The following is an 18,719-nucleotide window of genomic DNA, read 5'->3' on the forward strand; positions in this document are numbered from 1 at the left end:
CAACAGAAAAGGACATACTGTTAGGGATTTGTGAAAAGGAGGAATTGGTCACATGCAACCTCACGCGTACGGAGCACATGAAGTGATGGAGCTGCACGAAGTTTTGAATGAGGCGGTCAATGCGATCAATACGGCCCAGCTGTATGCTCCTTATGTTCGCGACCCTGAACTGAGTCACCTGCTTGGCCATCAGCTGCAATTCATGCAAAATGAGTACAACAGCATGGTCCATACCGTCCACGGGCTGGGTGCGGGAGAGGCGCTGCCATACCGTCCTGCTTCAGCGATAGCGGCGGCACATGCAGTCATGGGCACCATGCAGTCCGGTCAAATGCCGCAAATGTACCCGCAAACGTATCCGCAAACACAACAGCCGAATGTTCATCCCAATCAGATGGACGATCGGGATGTTTCTTTGGCAATGCTGGGCCTGCACAAGTCAGGGGCAACATGCAAAATGGCGGCAGCGCTTGAGGCTGCCCATCCACAGCTCCGAAACATGCTGCTGCAGAGTGCTGTCAACTGCGCCAACCAGGCTTACGAAATGTGGGGCTATATGCAGCGAAAGGGATACTATCCATTCCTGACGATGCAGCCGACCGCCAATGCGCAATTGCTGCGCGGCTACCAACCGGCGTCCGAAGGGAGCCAGGGTGCGGGGCAGCAAATGACACCGCCTCCCGCGGCTATGCCTTCGCCTCATAACGGGACGGTGATTACGAACGCGGTTGAGCCCGAGGGCCCTGCTTCGCAGCAGACCTCCGCCATCTCAGGCGTGTCCTACCCGAGCCCAACACTGCAGCGACCAGCGAATGCAAGCCAAATTTTTTCCTCTCCCACGTACAGACAGGAGCATTACGGAGTGAGCGAGGAGACGCAGGTCGCGGCTGATGCCGAGGGAACTTTGACAGCGGAAGCCTACAGCAGTCTGTCTCAGTCGACCGACAACAGACAGGGGCGAAGCAGAAAAAAAGGAGCTTCAGATTCGACAATTGGGTAAAAAGTCTCTAGGAATTGTTGACGTTGGGAAAGATTGTCTACTACTATAAGGGTACAGACCATACAACGGGAGGTACCCAATGAAAACACTGGGATCGGGGAAAGTCATCTTTTTTGCACCAAATGGAACCACTCTTGAATTTAAGGGAGAAATCGACATACGAGGCGATCGTTTGGCCATTACGGAAATTATCTACTTCAACGGAAAGCCCAACGGAGCACGCGAGATGAACGTTCCCTTGGAGCAATCGGTTATTTATTGGGACCCTGAAGTGTATGAGGAGATCGGCTTTGAATAATTATTAGCAGCGCAACCCTGCCAAGAGGTAGGGTTGTTTTTTCTTGCTTTGAAAAGCGCCCGCTGTCTTCGATGTGCAACCTTCCCTCTGTTTCCATCCGTTTAAAAGTATATCGCCTCAAGCAGGACATATACTGTAACTACATTGCGGATTGGGGAGATGGACGATGCAAACGTACGCCTTATATTTTGAAAATGTCCCTGCGCATTGTGATGCTTTTCGCTCGATCATCGATGAGATGAAGGAGCGGGTCAACACCGATCCGGTGCGCATTACATATGAAGAACGCGATCAGGGCGATTTCAGGATGTTTCGCTTTCAAAGCTGGTGTATGGAAGAATACGATGCGGAGACGATAGAATGGGCACGTGCATTTATCTCGCTGGCTGTAGCCGAGTGGGTCATTCGGGTCAAGGAACCGGAGGTCATGGAGGAAATAGCCGGCGACCTGATCGAGTCCGAGCAGCTTGAAGAAGAGTGGCCTTACGTTATTCCGTTCGTCCAGCGGCTTTTTGCAGAAGGGGAAGAAGAAGCCGATCTTCTGCAAGCGACTACCCGGAAAGCAAGGATATACCGGAAAGTGCGGGACTACCTGGAGGACGAGCGCGAATTGAACGTACTCGGGTTTGTCCGCTTCCGTCTGCAGGAGCATTGGAATGAGTTGTTTGAGCTGATCGAAACCGGCCTTGACGATTATCTCGAAGACAGGCAGTATCAGGAGTTCGTTGACCTGCTGCGCTTTTTTATCGCCGATCAGGAAGCCAAGCAGGAAGTCGTTCACGTTGTTCCTAGTGTGGACAAACCTTTCCATCTCTATGACAAACACGGAGACCGAATCTGGCTGGACCATCTGGACGCCGTCATGTTTACGGATGAACAGAAATGCCGGGAAGAGGATTATCTGGTGAGCGCTCTGGTAGCGATTGCGCCGGAACGTATCGTTTTTCACATGGCGCAGGACAGGCCCGCATTGACACAGACCGTTCGCAGCATTTTTGAAAACCGGCTGATCACCTGCCATTCGTGTTCCCTGTGTCTGTCCGGCAGACGTGTACTTGACGTAAACAAACCAACTCCTTTATAATACGAAAAACAACCTAACACGGAAAATACAATGAGAAGGACATGGACGATACCCATGTTGCTCCAGAGAGGCGGGACACAGGCTGGAAGCCCGCTGCGTACACGTATCGATCTACCCCCTTCGAGTAGCCGCCGGGAAAGAGCTTCTTGCTCACAGTATCGGCGAGCCGGTTCAAACCGTTACGTTTTCGAGAGGTCTGGAATCGACCTGCTTTTGACCCGTTTATGGGCAGGGCATGTCTACAGGCCAGTAGGGTGGTACCGCGGGTTACAAGCACTCGTCCCTTCAGGGATGAGTGCTTTTTTATTTTCCCTAAACAAAGCAAATACGATGGAGAAAGGAAGTATGGATCGTGGCACAAATCAACGTTACATTCCCTGACGGCGCCGTTCGTCCGTATGACGCAGGCGTCACTGTCGAAGAGATCGCCGGTTCGATCAGCTCCAGTCTGAAGAAAAAGGCGGTTGCCGGTAAAGTAAACGGCAAGGTAGTCGATCTTTACACACCGATCGAGGAGGATGCGGCCGTTGAGATCGTTACGCTTGATTCCGCGGATGGTGTGGAAGTGTATCGTCACAGCACGGCCCACTTGCTCGCTCAGGCGATTAAACGCCTGTACGGGAAAGAGGTAAAGCTGGGCATCGGTCCGGTGATCGAAGACGGATTTTATTACGACATGGATATCCCGGTGGCACTCACCCCGGATGATCTGCCAAAAATCGAGGCGGAAATGGAAAAGATCATCAAGGAAGACTTGCCGATCCGCCGCAAAGAAGTAAGCCGTGACGAAGCAGTCGCGATCTTCAAGGAAATTAACGATCACCTGAAGCTGGAGTTGATTCGCGACCTTCCGGAAGATGCCACTATCACCATCTACGAGCAGGGTGAATTCTTCGACCTGTGCCGCGGACCGCACTTGCCGTCCACCGGTTTCATCAAAGCATTCAAGCTGATGAGTGTGGCTGGGGCGTACTGGCGCGGAAATTCGGATAACCAGGTTCTCCAGCGCGTATACGGCACGGCTTGGCCGAAGAAGGCGGAGCTGGATGAATATCTGCACTTTATCGAAGAAGCGAAAAAACGCGACCACCGCAAGCTGGGCAAGGAATTGGAGCTGTTCATGTTTTCCGAAGAAGCGCCAGGCATGCCGTTTTATCTGCCGAACGGCTTCACTGTCCGCAACGAGCTGGAGCAATTCTCCCGCCGCATGCAGCAGCTGGCCCACTACACGGAAGTGCGCTCTCCGTTTATTATGAACCAGCGCCTCTGGCTGCAGTCGGGCCACTGGGATCATTACCACGAGAATATGTACTTCTCCGAGGTAGACAATACCACTTATGCATTGAAGCCGATGAACTGTCCCGGCCACATGCTGATCTATAAAAACAAAATGCACTCCTACCGCGATCTGCCGATTCGCTACTCCGAATTCGGTCAGGTGCACCGCCACGAGTATTCCGGCGCACTGAACGGGATGCTTCGGGTACGGACCTTCTGTCAGGACGATGCCCACGTATTTGTTCGTCCGGACCAGATCGAGGGAGAGATCAAGAGCATGATCCGTTTGATCGACTCGATCTACAAAGTGTTCGGATTTGAGTACAGCGTAGCTCTTTCCACTCGTCCTGAGGATTCGATGGGTTCCGATGAGCTGTGGGAGATTGCCGAAACATCCTTGAGAAACGTGTTGGAAGAAGCGGGATTGCCGTACGAAATCAAGGAAGGAGACGGTGCGTTCTACGGACCGAAGATCGACTTCCAGATTACGGACGCGCTGAAACGCCGCCATCAGTGCGGTACGATCCAGCTCGACTTCCAAATGCCTGAGAAGTTTGACCTGTCATATGTCGGCCAAGACAACGAGAAGCATCGTCCGGTCGTATTGCACCGCGCCATGTACGGTTCGATGGAGCGCTTTATCGGTATCCTGATCGAGCACTATGCTGGCGCATTCCCGGTCTGGCTCGCTCCGGTTCAGGTTCGCCTGATGACGATCAATGAAGTGCATGTGGAATACGCGCAAAAGGTCAAGGAAAAAATGGAGCAAGCCGGCATTCGCGTGGAGCTTGATGCCCGCAATGAAAAAATCGGGTACAAAATCCGCGAGGCACAGGTGCAAAAAGTGCCTTACATGCTGGTTATCGGTGAAAACGAAGTCGCTCAAGGGACGCTGTCCGTCCGCAAGCGCGGCGTAGGCGACGAGGGCGGCATGAGCGTAGATGCCTTCCTCGACAAGATTAAAGCCGAGATTAGCGAAATGAAGTAAACCTGACAGACCGCTTGGGTCAGTACAGGGGAGAAACAAACAAGCTGTCCGTTTGAAATCGGAAATGAAAAAGGTGCTGTCCGCAAGAGCCGGGACAGCACCTTTTTTCATAAAGCGAACCCGGGACTGCAAACTCGGGATAGCGAACTCGGGCGACGAGCGATCCGGACCCCCTCTTGGAATGATCTGCAGACCAGGGCTTTTTTGCTCCCGACTGTCCGTTAATGTCCTACGTACTTGGCGTACAGTCTCCGGGCAGCTGCGATGTCATCTGTACCCTGGATGAGCACGCGTCCGTCCTGGAAAAAGACGAGCGTGCAGCCTTCCACATGAAAGCGGAGCAGAAACGGATTGGCTTCGACTCGTCCGAGGACGCGAAAGCGCTCGGCCATTCGGTCGAGATTGACAGAGAGGGGGCGCTGCGGGCTGATTTGGACCGTATCTCTGCCGCACAGCGCGGCAAACTCCTCAGCCCCTTCTTGCCACTCGAGACTGCTGAAGCTTCGCCCGACACAGGCGGGGCATGCAGGATTTCGGCCATTTGCGACATTCATCTGCATGAAGTCGTTTTCCCAGATGTCTAGCTGTTCCAGATGGGGATTCAGCATGTCATCCGCTCCGATGAGCAGTTTGAGCGCTTCCGTCGCCTGGTAGGATGCGACAATGTGAACAATAGGGCCGATCACGCCGACTGTATCGCATGTTTCTCCCCGTCCTGCGGGAGCGGTAGGAAATAGACAGCGAAAGCAGGGAGTGATGCCGGGGCGGATAACAGAGAACATTCCGCGCGCGCTTACAACGCCGCCGTAAACCCAGGGAATCGAATGCTTTACGGCTACGTCGTTGATCAGATAACGAATCTGAAAGTTATCTGTCCCGTCGAGAATGACATCCACATCGGAGAGCAGGGCTTCCGCATTGACCGGGCTGATGTCTGCGACGATTCCTTCGACAGCAATGTCAGCGTTGATGCGCCTCAGCTTGGCAGTTGCGGCGACCGCTTTTGGCAGATGCTGCCTGGCATCCGCTTCATCGTAGAGCATTTGCCGCTGGAGGTTGCTTTCCTCCACAAAATCCCTGTCGATCAGCCGCAGGTATCCGACGCCGGCTCTCGCCAAGTGATTGGCGAGGACGGTTCCCAGTGCTCCCATCCCGACGACTGCCGCTTTTTTCTGTTGCAGCATATTTTGTCCCGCACTGCCGATCGGGGCAAACAGCATCTGTCTGGAATAGCGCTGCATCCAATCCGGATTCATTATCCAGGCCCCCTTTTTTAGTAAATCATCCGGCCGCAGAGGAAGTCCTGCAGCTCGGGACTTTTCGGCCGGGTAAAAAACGCCTCCGTACTTCCGTTTTCAACGATCCGTCCCTTGTGGATAAACAAGCATTCGTCGGTCAACCGCCTTGCCTGCTGCAAATTGTGAGTCACGATCAGGATCGTGATGTCCCGCGTCTGTTGGATCGCTTTCAGCACTCGCTCGAAAATGGCGATGTGATAAGGGTCGAGGTTTGCAGTCGGTTCATCGAGAAAGAGCAGATCAGGCTGGTATACCAGCACCCTTGCCAGGGCGATCCGCTGCGCCTCTCCGCCCGATAGGGTATGCGCACGCTGCTTGGCCGTATGCCCCAGCTCGACCAGTTCCAGCGCTTCCGTGACGAGCGAACGGATCGCCGTCCGATCTGTTCCGCGATAACGCAGCCCCAGTGCTACATTGTCAAAGACGGTGGAGTCAAACATGGTTGGCTTTTGCGGGACGTAACCGATCCGCCGCTGCAGTGGCAAGCCTTTTGCGTGGGTGAGCGAAGAAAGGTCAACAACCGTGCCAAACACATCCATCCTGCCTGCAGCCGGCTGCTCCAACAGCGTCATCGCACGCAGCAAGGTGCTTTTGCCCGAACCGCTGGGACCGACGATGCCGTAGATTTTCCTATGTTCAAATACGGCTTTGTCTACACGCAATACGGTCTTTCCTCTGTAGGCGACTTCCAGGTCGCTGAGCTTGAGCTTGTTCATCCTGTCATCTCCGCCCGGTTTTTAATTGGTTCAGTACGCCGATAACCAAGAAGCTGTTGAACAAAAAGCTGATCAGCAAAAGGACCAATCCCATTTGCAGTCCTGCCGTGAAGTTGCCCATTCTCGTTTCGAGTATGATCGCTGTGGTCATAACCCGTGTATGGTGCTCGATATTACCGCCCACGAGCATGACGGCGCCAACTTCGGAAATCGCTCTGCCGTATGCGGCTGCTACGCCAGCCCAGATGCCTTTGCGCGCTTCCTTGACGATGGTAAAGACGAGCTGCAGAGGGCTGGCACCGAGACTTTTCGCGGTTTCCCAATAGGCCCTCTCCTTTGCCTGGACGGCAGACAGGCTTAATCCAGCCAGGATCGGAGTGACCAAGACGACCTGGGCAAGCATCATCGCCTCCGGAGTGAACAAAAGGCCGAGCGAACCGAGCGGCCCGTATCGGGAGAGCAATAAATAGACGATGACCCCGACCAACACCGGGGGAAGACCCATACAAGTGTAAATCAATACGATAACCAGCCGTTTTCCCGGGAAAGAATAAAGACCGAGACAGGCGCCGAGCGGAATGCCGATCAAAGAGCCGAGCAATATTGCAGTCGTTGTCACTTTGAGGGAGAGCCAGACAACCTCCCATACTTCAGGGGTCATGAGCATGAAGCAGAGCCCCTATCGTTTCTTGGCAGAAGGGACGAACAGCCCTTTTCCGTATTTGTCTTTCCCGAACTCGCCGATTATTTTTTTGCCCCTCCTCGCCGGTGAAAAACTGGATAAATTGCATCGCTTCATCCGGTTTGGAAGTCGATTTTACTTTGATAATGCCGTATGGATTCAGCAAAGACTGATCTCCCTGCATGACGACCTGCAAATTCAGCTTGCGGGAGAGATAGGTGGCCTCATCTGTGAGCGTGTAGGCATTTTTCTCATCCGCCATTTGCAGGGTTGCCCCCATTCCTTGACCAGAGGAGAGGTACCAGTCGCCCTCGGGAGTGAGCTTCGCTTCCTTCCAGATGCTTTTCTCCTTCTTGTCCGTTCCCGAATCATCACCGCGAGAGATGAATGGAGCCTTCTTTTCCGCGATGAGGGCAAACGCTTCTGCTGCGGTTTTCGCTGTTTTTGCGCCGGCCGGATCATCAGCGGGACCTACGATGTAGAACTGGTTGTACATGACGTCATAGGCGTCTGTTCCGAATCCTTTGGATACGAATTCGTCCTCCGCCTTTCGGGAGTGCACGAGGAGCACGTCGGCATTGCCGTCCTCGCCCAGCTTGATCGCCTGTCCGGTTCCGACGGCGACGACCTTTACCTTGATGCCGCTCTTTTGCTCAAAGGCGGGCAGCATCACATCCAACAGGCCGGAATCTTGCGTGCTGGTCGTCGTGGCCAAAACGATCTCCTTGGCGGACGATTCCGACGGCTTCGATTCGGGAGCTGCCGGTTGCCGCGGCTCCGCAGCGGTGGCCTGCTGCTGATTTCCTGCCGGAGGCTGCTGCGAGCTTTGCGTTGCTGCCGATGGCTCCTGCGAGCAGGCGGCGAGAAGCAAAGAAAGAACGGCAGCGAAGAAAGAGACATAAAGACGCTTCAATCTAATCATCTCCCTATTGTTGAAATCATTTTTACATTCTGTCAATTATTTTTCCGGTTGAGGACACCCCGTAGCCTCCCATGGCGACGACCATTTGTTTAAAGCCCGGGTCGCGCAGCACCTCGAGCATGATGCGGAATCGCTCCTGATCGAGCAGTCTCGTAGGCAATACGAGATCGTACCGCTCTTCCTGCACAGGGAAAAAGTCTAGTCCAAGCCCGCGGGCGGCACTTTCGATTCCCAGTGCAGTGTCCGCGTCTCCCCGCAGGACAGCGGAAGCAAGCTCGTAGTGTGTGTTCATTTCCCGGTAGTAGCCGGGTACGCGATCGGCGGAGCGGCCGAGCTGGCGCAGCTTGAAGTCGAGCAGCACCCGAGTGCCTGAGCCTCGCTGACGGTTGACGATGCGGTGACGGCCCGAGAGAAACTCCTCCCAGCTGGTGATCATCCGCGGATTGCCCAGAGGCACGATAAACCCTTGCCAACGGGTGACGAGATTGACGACGGCCACCTCCTCGTTTGGCAGCAGAGAGCGGATATAGGGGAGGTTATACTCGCCGGTCGTCTGGTCCAGCAGGTGACAGCCGGCGATGTCCACGCGGCCTTTGTACAGCTCGATCAATCCGTCCATACTCCCGGAATAGACAGGGAACAGCGTTACCCCGCGTCTGGCGATCATACGGGTGAGCAGGTCGAGCGACAAGTCATGGCTGCCGGCAAAGTAAATCTCCTGCAGCGGGTGACCTCTTCGCAAAACGGCGGAGCGGTCATGGAGAGTCGGAAGCTCCTCCTCTGACGATTTGTGAGCGCGCATGAAATGGTCGAGATCAGTTCGGAGAATGCGCAGGGCTCGTCCGATTTTGGAAGCCGGCAATTCCTTGCGCTTGATCATCTCGTAAACGGTGTACTTGGACAGCTTTAATACTGCAGCGACCTCTTCCGGAGTGAGATACGCCCGATCCACCAGAATCCCCCTTCCGAGCACGTTAATTTGGTTTTGTTTGGTTTTGTTGGTAGCAGTTTGGTTCCGTTTTGTTTAAAACAAACATACTTGAGGAATGGTTCGCTTGGCAATACATCAGTCGAAAAAATAATCGAAAAATTGGTAATTTTGCCGATCCGCCGCAGTATTATAGGAAGGAAATCCTGCTCGATAGTCGAACTTAGAGAGGATAACGTTCAGATTCAACCATATGGAAAAAAAGGGGGAAGCATGCGATGAACCTGGGAGGTTTCAAAAACCGTGAGATCCTGGTCGACCTCTCTTCCGGTGCCGTGGATTATCGCCAGATCGACGAGGAGCTGGCGAGGAAGTACATCGGTGGACGCGGGCTTGGAGTGAAATACGTGTATGACAACGGTCCGCAGGTGGAACCGTTTTCTGCCGAGAACATCCTTTGTGTGATGACCGGACCGGTGACCGGATCGCGCTCGGCGATGAGCGGCCGTCTCTGTATGGTGACCAAGTCTCCGTTGACAGGTACGGTGACGGATTCCCACATGGGCGGATGGTCGGCTGCGCGGCTGAAGTGGGCGGGCATCGACAACGTCATTTTCAAAGGCAAAAGCGACAAACCAGTCTACCTGTACATCGAGAACGGACAGGGAGAGCTGCGCGATGCAAGCGACTTGTGGGGAAAGGGGACCCGCGCTACAGTAAAGGCGATGCAAGAGCGCTACGGCAAGGAAGACCTAAGTGTGATCTGCATCGGACAAGCGGGAGAGAATCTGGTTCGCTTTGCGGGGTTCATGAACGAAAACGACCGAGCGGCAGGGCGTGGGGGCACAGGGGCGGTAGCCGGCAGCAAGAATTTGAAGGCGATCGTCATCAAGGCGCCCCAAAAAGGAAACATGCCGCAGCCTGCACAGGATGAGGAGTACAAGAAAGCAAACCAGAAGGCGCTCAAAGCGATCATGGAAGGCGGTCTGACGGCTCCGAAAAAGGGCGGTCTCTCTGTATACGGCACGAACGTTTTGACCAGTATCATCAATGAAGTAGGCGCACTTCCGACGATGAATTCCAAATATTCGCACTGGGACGGAGCAGAGGGGCACAGCGGCGAGACGGTCAACGCTACGCTGCTCGTGGCGGACAATACCTGCCATGCCTGTCCGGTAGCCTGCAAAAAGGAAGTCGAAGTAAAGGAAGGCAAGTACAAAACCCGCGTCGAGAGCTTCGAGTACGAGTCCGGCTGGGCGCTTGGCGCCAACTGTGGAGTAAGCGACGCGGCGCCGATTTCCTTTTTGATCAATCTGTGCAACGAGCACGGCATGGACACGATTGAGCTGGGGAATACGCTGTCCTGTATGATGGAAGCGTACGAGAAGGGGCTGACGGAAGAGAGAATCGACTGGGGCGATGCAGACCGGATGATCGAGCTGACGGAAATGCTCGTCTTCCGGAAAGGGATCGGCGATGTGCTCGCAGAAGGAACCGCCCGAGCGGCGAAGCACTTCGGCGACGAAAACCTGGCGATGTGCGTCAAGGGTCAGGCCATTCCGGCGTATGATCCGCGCGGCATCCAGGGGATTGGACTCGGCTACGCGACCAGCAACAGGGGGGCTTGTCACCTGCGCGGGTACACGGTTGCCAGCGAAATTGCCGGTATCCCGATGCCGACAGACCGCCTGAAATCGGAAGGCAAGGGAGAGCTGCTGAAGGTATTCCAGGACCTATTGGCCTTCTCCGACTCGATGAACATTTGCAAATTCTCCTCGTTCTCGGAAAATGCGGAGAACTACGCTGAGCAGTACGCGACGATGACCGGCGTTCAAGTAAGCGCGGACGACGTCATGAAAATCGGCGAGCGCATCTACAATCTGGAGCGCCATTACAACAACCTGGCCGGATTCAATAAACGGGAGGACGACCACCTGCCCAAACGCTTTACGGAAGAGCCGGGAACAGGGAACAGTGCCGGCCATGTAAGCCGCATGGACGTCATGCTGGACGAATACTACCAGGTGCGCGGCTGGGTGGACGGCGTTGTGCCTGAAGCAAAACTGAAAGAGCTGGGCATTTCCTAGCAAGCAAGAAAAGGTGGAGCCTGGCATCCACCTTTTTCTGGCTATCTTTCTTTCTCGCCGGCTGTTTCCGGCCTGTCAACCGCCAACCCGGAGAACCTTGATCCGAAAGCGTTCCCACAGTCGGTCGAGCGTTCCCTGATCGTCAGCCTGAAAGCGGATAAACACGGCTTGCACCTCAAAGCGGGAGGTAATCGGTATGGTTTCCTCCCGCAACAATTCAGCTTGCCAACGTTCGCCTCGGACTGTGATCGGCAGCGTATCGCCGAGCGGCACTCCGCCGCACTCGGCGAGATAGGTGATCAGGTGAGAGAGAGGGATGCCGCGCAGCTCCACGGTTTGCTCAGCCATTTCAGCCTCCTGCTACCGGAGGGAACAGCGCAAACTGGTCATCCTCCTGCACGCGTGTCTCCAGCCCGTCTGCATGAATGACATTGCGCCCGTTGATAAAGACGTGGACAAATGGTTTGAGTGTTCGCTCCGGTGTGAAGACCTCCTCTTCCAACGCAGGAAACATCCTGATCAGCGTCTCGAGGATATCGATGACCCGATTGCCGTTGTCTGTAGGGACTTCTACCGTTTTTGCCTGACAAATTTCGCGGAAATTGGCGAATACCTTTACGATCATATCGGAATTTTCTCCTTTTTCTTGTAATTATAGTCGATCCTGTGATCAAGCTAAACGATTATTCCAAAGGGAGGCAGACATGAAATTCTTCCATGTAAAAACCGTGTCCGAGACGCTGCGCATCATCAACGAGCAATTCCAGCCCTGCCGGCCTCCCGTCGAGCTTCCCCTGATCGAAGTGTGCGGGATGGTGCTTGCCGAAGACGTCATCTCTGATGAGCAGGTGCCGCACTTTTCCCGCTCGACGGTAGACGGTTTTGCTGTTTGCGCCAAAGATACGTTTGGGGCCTCGGATTCATTGCCGGCGTTCCTGGACATAACAGGCCGGATCGAGATGGGCATGGCAGCGGATACTGCCCTGCATGAAGGACAGGCTCAGGCAATTCCGACAGGAGGGATGATCCCTGCCGGGGCTGACAGCGTCGTCATGATCGAGCATGTCGAAGAGGTTGGGGAGATGTTGAATGTCTTCCGGCAAGTTGCTCCAGGCGAAAATATCGTCCGGGCCGGCGACGACGTGGAGCGAGGAGAGCTGGTCATGGCTTGCGGGCATCGGCTCCGTCCACAGGATCTTGGCGTCCTGTCTGCGATCGGAAGGACATCGGTGCGTGTACACCCTCGGCCAATCGTCGGCATATTGTCCACCGGAGACGAGATCGTTCCTTCGGAAAAAAAGGTGCTTGCCCCGGGAGAAGTAAGGGACATCAACAGCGTCACCATCGGAGCGGCAGCCCGGCAATGCGGAGCAACGGTCCTGTACGGGGGAATCGTCAAAGATGATTACGATACCTTTGCCAAACGGGCAAGCGAATTGTTTCATAAAGTGGATTTTCTCATTTTGTCGGGCGGCAGCTCCGTCGGGACGAGGGACTACACCGTACAGGTGATGCAGTCTCTCGGTGATCCCGGCGTTCTGGTTCACGGTGTCGCGACCAAGCCCGGCAAGCCGACAATTCTGTCAAAAGCGGGAGAAAAACCGGTGATGGGCTTGCCCGGTCATCCGGTATCGGCGATGATTATGTTTCAACTCTTCGCTGTCCCCATACTGGAGAGACTCCAGGGGCTTCGCCCGGCTCAGACGGACCTGCGCCTGTCGGCAAAAATAGCGAGAAACGTCCCTTCCGCGGTTGGGCGGACGGATTACATTCGAGTCAAGCTGGAGGAGCGAGAGGACGGCTTGTGGGCTGTGCCCGTCTTTGGAAAGTCGGGCCTGATTTCCACGCTGGTCGAAAGCGAAGGGATCGTGGAGATTGCGGCAAATAAAGAAGGAATCGTAGAAGGCGAGTCTGTCAAAGTACATCTTTTCAAGAGCTGAAGCAAAAAAAGCAAGTCATAGAAGGGCGAAAGCGCAGGGATCAAACCAACGCTGAAACGTTCGCAGGAGGAGAAGTATGCGGAAAATCTACCTGGAAGACACCCCGCTTCGGGAAGCACAAGAGAAGATTGCGAAAAAAGTCCGCTTCGCGCCGCAGATCGAGTACATTCCGACGGCAAAAGCACTTGGCCGGGTTACCGCCGAGCCGATTTACGCCAAGGTTTCCATGCCCAATTACCATGCATCTGCGATGGACGGCATCGCCGTAAGGGCTGAGAAGACATTTGGGGCAGACGAGCAGCATCCCGTCAGGCTGAAGCGCGGGGAGGACTACGTAGAAGTAGATACCGGAGACCCGATTCCCGACGGATTCGACGCCGTCATCATGATCGAATATGTGCATCAGGTGGACGAGGAGACGATCGAGATTTTGGAGTCGGTCGCACCCTGGCAGCATATCCGTCCGATCGGCGAAGACGTTGTGATCGGCGAGGTCATCGTGCCGGCCCACCACAAGCTGCGGCCAGTCGATCTGGGAGCATTGCTCGCGGGCGGCAATGTCACGATTCCGGTCTACAAGAAGCCGAGAGTTGTCATCATTCCGACCGGATCGGAGCTGATCCCTCCTTCCGAGAAGGTAGCCGAAGGGGAGATCATCGAATTTAACGGAGCCGTTTTTGCCGCTTATTTGGAGGAGTGGGGGGCGGAGCCGGTCATTCACAGCATCGTTCCGGACGACTGCGGATTGATCAGGGAAGCGGTCAAATCGGCCGTGCAGGATGCGGACCTGGTGCTGTTGAATGCCGGTTCGTCAGCGGGCCGGGAGGATTTTACCGTCCATGTCGTTGAAGAGCTGGGGGAAGTGCTGACACATGGAGTAGCGACCCGTCCGGGAAAGCCGGTGGTAGTCGGGATTGTGGAAGGAAAACCCGTGATCGGGCTGCCGGGATATCCCGTTTCCGCCTACTTGAATCTGGAATGGTTTGCCCGTTCGCTCATTCATCGGTATTATGGAGTGATGGAGAACGAGCGTCAGAAGATTAAAGCGACAATCGGGCGACGCATCGTTTCCGTCATGGGAGCGGAAGACTTTATCCGCATGACGGTCGGCTGTATCGACGGCAGGTACATCGCCAATCCATTGACCCGCGCGGCGGGAGTCACCATGTCGATGGTACGGGCCGACGGGCTCTTGCGAATCTCCCCCGGCCATCTCGGATACGAGCAGGGAGAGACGGCGGAAATCGAGCTGTATCGGCCGCTCGAGCAGATTCATAACACGATCGTAGCTACCGGAAGCCATGATTTGTCCATGGACGTGCTCCATACCTTGCTTCGCCTGGCCCATCCGGATCGGTTCCTCGTCTCCTCCCATCTCGGCAGTATGGGAGGGATTCTGGCCATTCAAAAAGGGGAAGCCCATATCGCAGGTATCCACTTGTTCGATGAAGCGACAGGCACCTACAATCAGCCGTTTGTGGAAAAATATTTGCCCGGCAAGGACGTGGTGCTCATCCAGCTGGTCTACCGTCAGCAAGGCTGGATCGTCAAACCGGGAAATCCGCTGGGGATTGCTACGGTTCGCGACCTGGTAAGACCCGGCGTCACGTACATCAACCGTCAAAGGGGTGCGGGAACGAGGCTGCTGCTGGATTATTTGCTCAAGCAAGAGCGGATTGATCAAGCGGACATTTACGGCTATTCCCGTGAGGCAGTCTCCCATTTAAGTGTCGCCGCCGCGGTCGCCGGTGGCACTGCTGATGTCGGACTGGGCATTTATTCGGCGGCCAAAGCGATGGGACTCGATTTTATTCCGGTCGCCGAAGAGCGCTATGATCTGCTGATGAGCGGATCGTTCTACCGGAGCGAAGAGGGCGCACAGCTTTTGGAAATCATCCGTTCTCCGCAATTTGTTCAAGAAGTTGAGCGTTTAGGGGGCTACAATTGCCGCGATTCTGGCAGTATCATATATATATCGTCCCATCTGTCACCCACGTAAGCAAGCAGGGTAATGATGGCGAATGGGGAGTGGTCAGCGATGGAAAAGCAAGTGTTTGATTCACGAAAACGTCCTCTCCGCGATTTGCGCATATCTGTGACAGACAAATGTAATTTTCGCTGCCAATACTGCATGCCTGCTGAAATATTTGGCCCGGACTATCCGTTCTTGCCGCAGCACAAGCTGCTTACGTTTGAGGAAATTACACGGTTGACCGCCATTTTTACTTCGCTCGGTGTCGAGAAAATCCGCATTACAGGCGGAGAGCCATTGATGCGCAGGAATCTGGCGGACTTGATCAGGATGATTCGCGGGGTAGAGGGGGTCAAGGATATTGCGATGACCACCAATGGCTCGCTGCTGGCCAAGCACGCCAAGGAGCTGAAGCAGGCGGGACTCGACAGAGTGACAGTGAGTCTGGATTCTCTCGATGACGAGCGCTTTAGCAAGATAAACGGCCGAGGGTACCGCGTGGAGCAGATACTCGAAGGAATAGAGGCTGCGTCTGAAGCGGGACTTGGCGTGAAAATCAATATGGTCGTGCAGCGCGGAGTCAACGACCAGGATATCCTGCCGATGGCCCGGTATTTCCGGGAGAAAAAGCACATCCTGCGCTTTATCGAGTTCATGGACGTCGGCAACAGCAATGGCTGGAGGCTTGATCAGGTGGTGCCATCCAGGGAGATCGTCAGCATGATTCACAGCGAGATGCCTTTGGAAGCCGCTGATCCCAATTATTACGGAGAAGTCGCATCGAGGTACCGCTATGTCGGCGAGGAGGGGGAGATCGGCTTGATCTCTTCGGTCACCCAGGCGTTTTGCTCCACTTGTACGCGTGCCCGCTTGTCGGCGGAGGGCAAAATGTACAACTGTCTGTTTGCCTCGTCCGGCGAGGATTTGCGCGAGCCGCTGCGGGAAGGGAAGAGCGACGGGGAAATCCGGGAGCTGATCAGCTCGATCTGGCTTCGCCGGGATGACCGCTATTCCGAGGAGCGTCTCAAGAATACGCCGGGGATCGCCAAACGATCCAAGGTAGAGATGTCCCATATCGGTGGATAGTGAAAGTGAAGTCCCCCTTGACAAGACTTGCTTCACCCAGTATGATTATATGAGTATAAACACTTATACCTTCGAGAAAAAGCAGGAGCGCCCAGCTTCTCACCTGGTTCGACGTCATTTTGACTGTTGACAGGTCACTCGCAAAGCAATCTGTGAATCTGTTGTATTTGCTAGGTGAGATATGTGCGGGCGCATTAGCGTTCGCACATTTTTGTTCCTTCTCGAAAAAGACGGAGGTGGCAAGTATTAGCAAGGATCAACTGTTAGTGAACGAAGCGATTCGCGCCCGTGAAGTCCGTTTAATTGGATCGGACGGGAGCCAGTTGGGAGTCGTGCCCATCAGAGAAGCGCTGCGTATCGCGCAGGAAGCTGATCTCGATCTGGTGAACGTAGCTCCGACAGCCAAGCCGCCGGTTTGCCGTATCATGGACTACGGCAAGTTCAAGTACGAACAGGCAAAGAAGGAAAAGGAAGCGCGTCGCAACCAGAAGATCATCGAGTTGAAGGAAGTGCGTTTCTCTTCCAACATCGAGGAACACGATTTTCAAACGAAGCTTCGCAACGTCCGCAAGTTTTTGGAAGAACAGCACAAGGTGAAGTGCTCGATTCGTTTCCGTGGACGTGAAATCACTCACTCCGAGATCGGACAGCAAGTCTTGGAACGTGTTGCCACCCTTTGTGAAGATCTTGCAGCTCCAGAGCGCAAGCCTAAAATTGAAGGCCGCAGCATGATCATGATTTTGGCGCCGAAAGCGGAAAAGTAAAAGCCGAGGCCACACCGCCTCGAAACAGCAGTTTAGGACAGGAGGATTACCACCATGCCGAAAATGAAAACTCATAAAGGCGCTGCGAAGCGTTTCAAAAAGACTGGTTCCGGCCAACTGAAGCGCGACCACGCTTACACCAGCCACTTGTTTGCCAACAAATCCACCAAAGCGAAGCGCCACCTGCGCAAAGGCGCTCTGGTGTCCAAAGGCGACCAAAAACGCATCGAACAGCTGGTTACGTATCTGTAAACCGTATTCTCGAACCAACAAACACTATGATCAGCATGTGCTCCCTAAGCGCCTTGTGGAGGTTGGGTAAGCCGGCCAGCTTTCAGTCTGGCTTTCGCCCCGGCCGCTAGTCAATCAGGCCGCCGTGCTGGAATATCAGGAGGAATTTAGTATGCCAAGAGTAAAAGGTGGCATTGTATCACGCCGTCGTCATAAGAAAATCCTGAAGCTGGCGAAAGGATACTTCGGTTCCAAGCATCGCCTGTTTAAATCCGCGAACGCACAGGTAATGAAGTCCCTGATGTACGCGTATCGCGACCGTCGTCAGAAAAAACGTGATTTCCGCAAACTGTGGATCACTCGTATCAACGCGCAAGCTCGCCTCAACGGTCTGTCCTACAGCCGTCTGATGCATGGCCTGAAAGTGGCTGGCGTTGAAGTAAACCGCAAAATGCTTGCTGATCTGGCTGTGAATGACAAACTGGCATTCAACGAGCTGGCAACAGTTGCAAAAAGCAAACTGAACGCGTAAGACAATAAAACCGGTCGTCCCTTCGGGGTTGACCGGTTTTTTTATTTTTATCGAGTTAGCAAATCAGCCCCCGGCCCATCGCTTTGGCCACGGCCTGCGAGCGGTTATGCGCCTTTAGCTTCCTGACAGCGGATTTGATGCATAATGGACCAGGTTTTGGGAAATCGAAGAAGGACCGCCTGCATGCCTGCATAATCCGGCAAAACCAATGACGGTTGACGACGAGCAGATCGGCACGATCAGCAAATGGTTCAACCCCTGTACATAACGAGAAGGATACTGGTGCATCGAATCGGACAAGGAGACAGTCGTCTGCTTTTCGCGAACGGCAGTAAGAACAGAGGGCAGTCGCCATACTTCGGCGCGAACGTCTCGCATCGAGTACGGCCCAAAATCGTCGTAGCCGAGAATGCCTTCGCCTGTTTGCTCGAGAACCGAGTAGTGAAAGATGGATGAGCCCTGAGACGGAAAAATCTCCAAAAAGCTTTTTGCAGCCAAAGTTAACCCTGGACGTACCGGAAGAGACCGTAATGGATGACTCCTGCTCAGCAAAGCAATACATACCGCGAAGGGGCAAACAAGATCGCGGTCGACATGTTCAAGGACGCGCTCGATCCATACAGCATGGAGATTTCTCAAGGCTTGCTGGATGTGCGCAAGGAGTACCTCCAGACTGCTCTCGACGAAATCAAGAAGTCTTACGGCTCCTATGACGAATACCTGGAGAAAGCGCTGGGGCTAACGAAGGAGAAGCGCAAAGCGATGCAGGATTTGCTTCTGGAAGGAACACCGAAGAAGCCTGAGGCTGCTCAGAAGAAATAAAGGGAAGCGCTGCGAGTGGACTTTTAAAAAGCTGCGGTGGGACTTTTGAAAAGCTGCAAGTGAACTCATGGTCTCCGAAAAGCAGCGAGTC

20 protein-coding genes and 1 other annotated feature are annotated in these 18,719 nt (G+C 54.4%); of the genes, 12 read left to right on the top strand and 8 right to left on the bottom strand.

All coding sequences use genetic code 11. The features are described from left to right. The first annotated feature begins 52 nt into the window (after nucleotides 1–52). The 4 genes from NSQ24_RS08200 (at nucleotide 53) to thrS (ending at nucleotide 4,648) form a co-directional block, all read left to right on the top strand. Nucleotides 53–1,000, top strand: a complete 948-nt coding sequence (locus tag NSQ24_RS08200) for a spore coat protein (protein WP_339167613.1) — start codon at nucleotides 53–55, stop codon at nucleotides 998–1,000. Between the two features lie 79 nt (nucleotides 1,001–1,079). Continuing rightward, on the top strand, nucleotides 1,080–1,298 hold the full coding sequence (locus NSQ24_RS08205; protein ID WP_003387841.1) for a hypothetical protein: 219 nt from the start codon (nucleotides 1,080–1,082) through the stop codon (nucleotides 1,296–1,298). Nucleotides 1,299–1,464: 166 nt separating this feature from the next. Beyond that, nucleotides 1,465–2,382 (top strand): putative sporulation protein YtxC, encoded by a 918-nt coding sequence (locus NSQ24_RS08210; RefSeq protein ID WP_003387839.1) that lies wholly within the window; start codon nucleotides 1,465–1,467, stop codon nucleotides 2,380–2,382. 352 nt (nucleotides 2,383–2,734) lie between these two features. Beyond that, nucleotides 2,735–4,648, top strand: a complete 1,914-nt coding sequence (gene thrS / locus NSQ24_RS08215) for a threonine--tRNA ligase (RefSeq protein WP_003387837.1) — start codon at nucleotides 2,735–2,737, stop codon at nucleotides 4,646–4,648. Nucleotides 4,649–4,869: 221 nt separating this feature from the next. On the opposite strand, the gene NSQ24_RS08220 is transcribed toward thrS, so the two are convergent. Genes NSQ24_RS08220 through NSQ24_RS08240 form a run of 5 tightly spaced genes read right to left on the bottom strand, consistent with a single transcriptional unit; the run spans nucleotide 4,870 to nucleotide 9,218 of the window. Beyond that, entirely contained in the window at nucleotides 4,870–5,904 is a 1,035-nt protein-coding gene (locus NSQ24_RS08220; RefSeq protein WP_024984411.1) for a ThiF family adenylyltransferase, read from the bottom strand. A 17-nt stretch (nucleotides 5,905–5,921) separates the two neighbouring features. Further along, a complete protein-coding gene (locus tag NSQ24_RS08225; RefSeq protein ID WP_003387834.1) occupies nucleotides 5,922–6,662 on the bottom strand; it encodes an ATP-binding cassette domain-containing protein in 741 nt (246 codons plus the stop codon). 4 nt (nucleotides 6,663–6,666) lie between these two features. Further along, nucleotides 6,667–7,329 carry an ABC transporter permease gene (locus NSQ24_RS08230; RefSeq protein WP_003387833.1) on the bottom strand — a complete coding sequence of 221 codons (663 nt, stop codon included), beginning with the start codon at nucleotides 7,327–7,329 and terminating at the stop codon, nucleotides 6,667–6,669. Beyond that, nucleotides 7,313–8,257: an extracellular solute-binding protein gene (locus tag NSQ24_RS08235; RefSeq protein WP_339167616.1), complete on the bottom strand. Its 945-nt coding sequence runs from the start codon at nucleotides 8,255–8,257 to the stop codon at nucleotides 7,313–7,315. Before NSQ24_RS08235 ends, NSQ24_RS08230 begins: the two co-directional genes overlap by 17 nt. 31 nt (nucleotides 8,258–8,288) lie before the next feature. Beyond that, nucleotides 8,289–9,218, bottom strand: a complete 930-nt coding sequence (locus NSQ24_RS08240) for a helix-turn-helix transcriptional regulator (protein WP_003387831.1) — start codon at nucleotides 9,216–9,218, stop codon at nucleotides 8,289–8,291. A gap of 254 nt (nucleotides 9,219–9,472) precedes the next feature. Between NSQ24_RS08240 and NSQ24_RS08245 the strand changes: the two genes are divergently transcribed. Further along, nucleotides 9,473–11,281 (top strand): aldehyde ferredoxin oxidoreductase family protein, encoded by a 1,809-nt coding sequence (locus tag NSQ24_RS08245; protein ID WP_339167618.1) that lies wholly within the window; start codon nucleotides 9,473–9,475, stop codon nucleotides 11,279–11,281. A gap of 75 nt (nucleotides 11,282–11,356) precedes the next feature. On the opposite strand, the gene NSQ24_RS08250 is transcribed toward NSQ24_RS08245, so the two are convergent. Continuing rightward, nucleotides 11,357–11,629, bottom strand: coding sequence for a hypothetical protein (locus NSQ24_RS08250; RefSeq protein ID WP_003387829.1), 273 nt, complete (start codon nucleotides 11,627–11,629; stop codon nucleotides 11,357–11,359). A gap of 1 nt (nucleotide 11,630) precedes the next feature. Continuing rightward, on the bottom strand, nucleotides 11,631–11,906 hold the full coding sequence (locus NSQ24_RS08255) for a ubiquitin-like small modifier protein 1 (RefSeq protein WP_003387828.1): 276 nt from the start codon (nucleotides 11,904–11,906) through the stop codon (nucleotides 11,631–11,633). A gap of 79 nt (nucleotides 11,907–11,985) precedes the next feature. On the opposite strand from NSQ24_RS08255, the gene glp reads away from it, so the two are divergent. The 6 genes from glp to rplT all read left to right on the top strand — a co-directional run bounded on the left by glp (nucleotide 11,986) and on the right by rplT (nucleotide 17,806). Next, complete coding sequence (gene glp, locus NSQ24_RS08260) at nucleotides 11,986–13,221, top strand: gephyrin-like molybdotransferase Glp (protein ID WP_171506405.1); 1,236 nt, start codon at nucleotides 11,986–11,988, stop codon at nucleotides 13,219–13,221. 76 nt (nucleotides 13,222–13,297) lie between these two features. After that, a complete protein-coding gene (locus NSQ24_RS08265) occupies nucleotides 13,298–15,220 on the top strand; it encodes a molybdopterin biosynthesis protein (protein WP_039071391.1) in 1,923 nt (640 codons plus the stop codon). A 39-nt stretch (nucleotides 15,221–15,259) separates the two neighbouring features. Continuing rightward, nucleotides 15,260–16,279, top strand: coding sequence for a GTP 3',8-cyclase MoaA (gene moaA, locus NSQ24_RS08270; RefSeq protein ID WP_003387825.1), 1,020 nt, complete (start codon nucleotides 15,260–15,262; stop codon nucleotides 16,277–16,279). Between the two features lie 73 nt (nucleotides 16,280–16,352). After that, nucleotides 16,353–16,498 (top strand) — a sequence feature (ribosomal protein L20 leader region). 41 nt (nucleotides 16,499–16,539) lie between these two features. Then, on the top strand, nucleotides 16,540–17,043 hold the full coding sequence (gene infC / locus NSQ24_RS08275; protein WP_031932304.1) for a translation initiation factor IF-3: 504 nt from the start codon (nucleotides 16,540–16,542) through the stop codon (nucleotides 17,041–17,043). A 54-nt stretch (nucleotides 17,044–17,097) separates the two neighbouring features. Further along, nucleotides 17,098–17,295, top strand: coding sequence for a 50S ribosomal protein L35 (rpmI, locus tag NSQ24_RS08280; protein WP_003387823.1), 198 nt, complete (start codon nucleotides 17,098–17,100; stop codon nucleotides 17,293–17,295). A 151-nt stretch (nucleotides 17,296–17,446) separates the two neighbouring features. After that, the gene (gene rplT / locus NSQ24_RS08285) at nucleotides 17,447–17,806 is read left to right on the top strand and encodes a 50S ribosomal protein L20 (protein ID WP_003387821.1); all 360 of its coding nucleotides are present in this window, start codon (nucleotides 17,447–17,449) and stop codon (nucleotides 17,804–17,806) included. Between the two features lie 114 nt (nucleotides 17,807–17,920). Here rplT and NSQ24_RS08290 read toward each other — a convergent pair whose 3' ends face one another. Continuing rightward, nucleotides 17,921–18,304 carry a hypothetical protein gene (locus tag NSQ24_RS08290; protein ID WP_327926904.1) on the bottom strand — a complete coding sequence of 128 codons (384 nt, stop codon included), beginning with the start codon at nucleotides 18,302–18,304 and terminating at the stop codon, nucleotides 17,921–17,923. 36 nt (nucleotides 18,305–18,340) lie between these two features. Here NSQ24_RS08290 and NSQ24_RS08295 point away from each other — a divergent pair, with 36 nt between their 5' ends. Then, nucleotides 18,341–18,628, top strand: coding sequence for a tyrosine-protein phosphatase (locus NSQ24_RS08295; RefSeq protein ID WP_003387819.1), 288 nt, complete (start codon nucleotides 18,341–18,343; stop codon nucleotides 18,626–18,628). The last annotated feature ends 91 nt before the right edge of the window (nucleotides 18,629–18,719 follow it).

This window comes from Brevibacillus sp. FSL L8-0520 (assembly GCF_037963895.1).
Classification (GTDB): Bacteria; Bacillota; Bacilli; order Brevibacillales; family Brevibacillaceae; genus Brevibacillus; species Brevibacillus borstelensis.

Bases quoted from the DNA above. Each gene is read 5' to 3' on its own strand.
- NSQ24_RS08200 (WP_339167613.1), top strand. From the start codon at position 53: ATGCAACCTCACGCGTACGGAGCACATGAAGTGATGGAGCTGCACGAA.
- NSQ24_RS08205 (WP_003387841.1), top strand. From the start codon at position 1,080: ATGAAAACACTGGGATCGGGGAAAGTCATCTTTTTTGCACCAAATGGA.
- NSQ24_RS08210 (WP_003387839.1), top strand. From the start codon at position 1,465: ATGCAAACGTACGCCTTATATTTTGAAAATGTCCCTGCGCATTGTGAT.
- NSQ24_RS08220 (WP_024984411.1), bottom strand. From the start codon at position 5,904: ATGAATCCGGATTGGATGCAGCGCTATTCCAGACAGATGCTGTTTGCC.
- NSQ24_RS08225 (WP_003387834.1), bottom strand. From the start codon at position 6,662: ATGAACAAGCTCAAGCTCAGCGACCTGGAAGTCGCCTACAGAGGAAAG.
- NSQ24_RS08230 (WP_003387833.1), bottom strand. From the start codon at position 7,329: ATGCTCATGACCCCTGAAGTATGGGAGGTTGTCTGGCTCTCCCTCAAA.
- NSQ24_RS08245 (WP_339167618.1), top strand. From the start codon at position 9,473: ATGAACCTGGGAGGTTTCAAAAACCGTGAGATCCTGGTCGACCTCTCT.
- NSQ24_RS08250 (WP_003387829.1), bottom strand. From the start codon at position 11,629: ATGGCTGAGCAAACCGTGGAGCTGCGCGGCATCCCTCTCTCTCACCTG.
- NSQ24_RS08255 (WP_003387828.1), bottom strand. From the start codon at position 11,906: ATGATCGTAAAGGTATTCGCCAATTTCCGCGAAATTTGTCAGGCAAAA.
- glp (WP_171506405.1), top strand. From the start codon at position 11,986: ATGAAATTCTTCCATGTAAAAACCGTGTCCGAGACGCTGCGCATCATC.
- NSQ24_RS08265 (WP_039071391.1), top strand. From the start codon at position 13,298: ATGCGGAAAATCTACCTGGAAGACACCCCGCTTCGGGAAGCACAAGAG.
- moaA (WP_003387825.1), top strand. From the start codon at position 15,260: ATGGAAAAGCAAGTGTTTGATTCACGAAAACGTCCTCTCCGCGATTTG.
- rpmI (WP_003387823.1), top strand. From the start codon at position 17,098: ATGCCGAAAATGAAAACTCATAAAGGCGCTGCGAAGCGTTTCAAAAAG.
- rplT (WP_003387821.1), top strand. From the start codon at position 17,447: ATGCCAAGAGTAAAAGGTGGCATTGTATCACGCCGTCGTCATAAGAAA.
- NSQ24_RS08295 (WP_003387819.1), top strand. From the start codon at position 18,341: ATGACTCCTGCTCAGCAAAGCAATACATACCGCGAAGGGGCAAACAAG.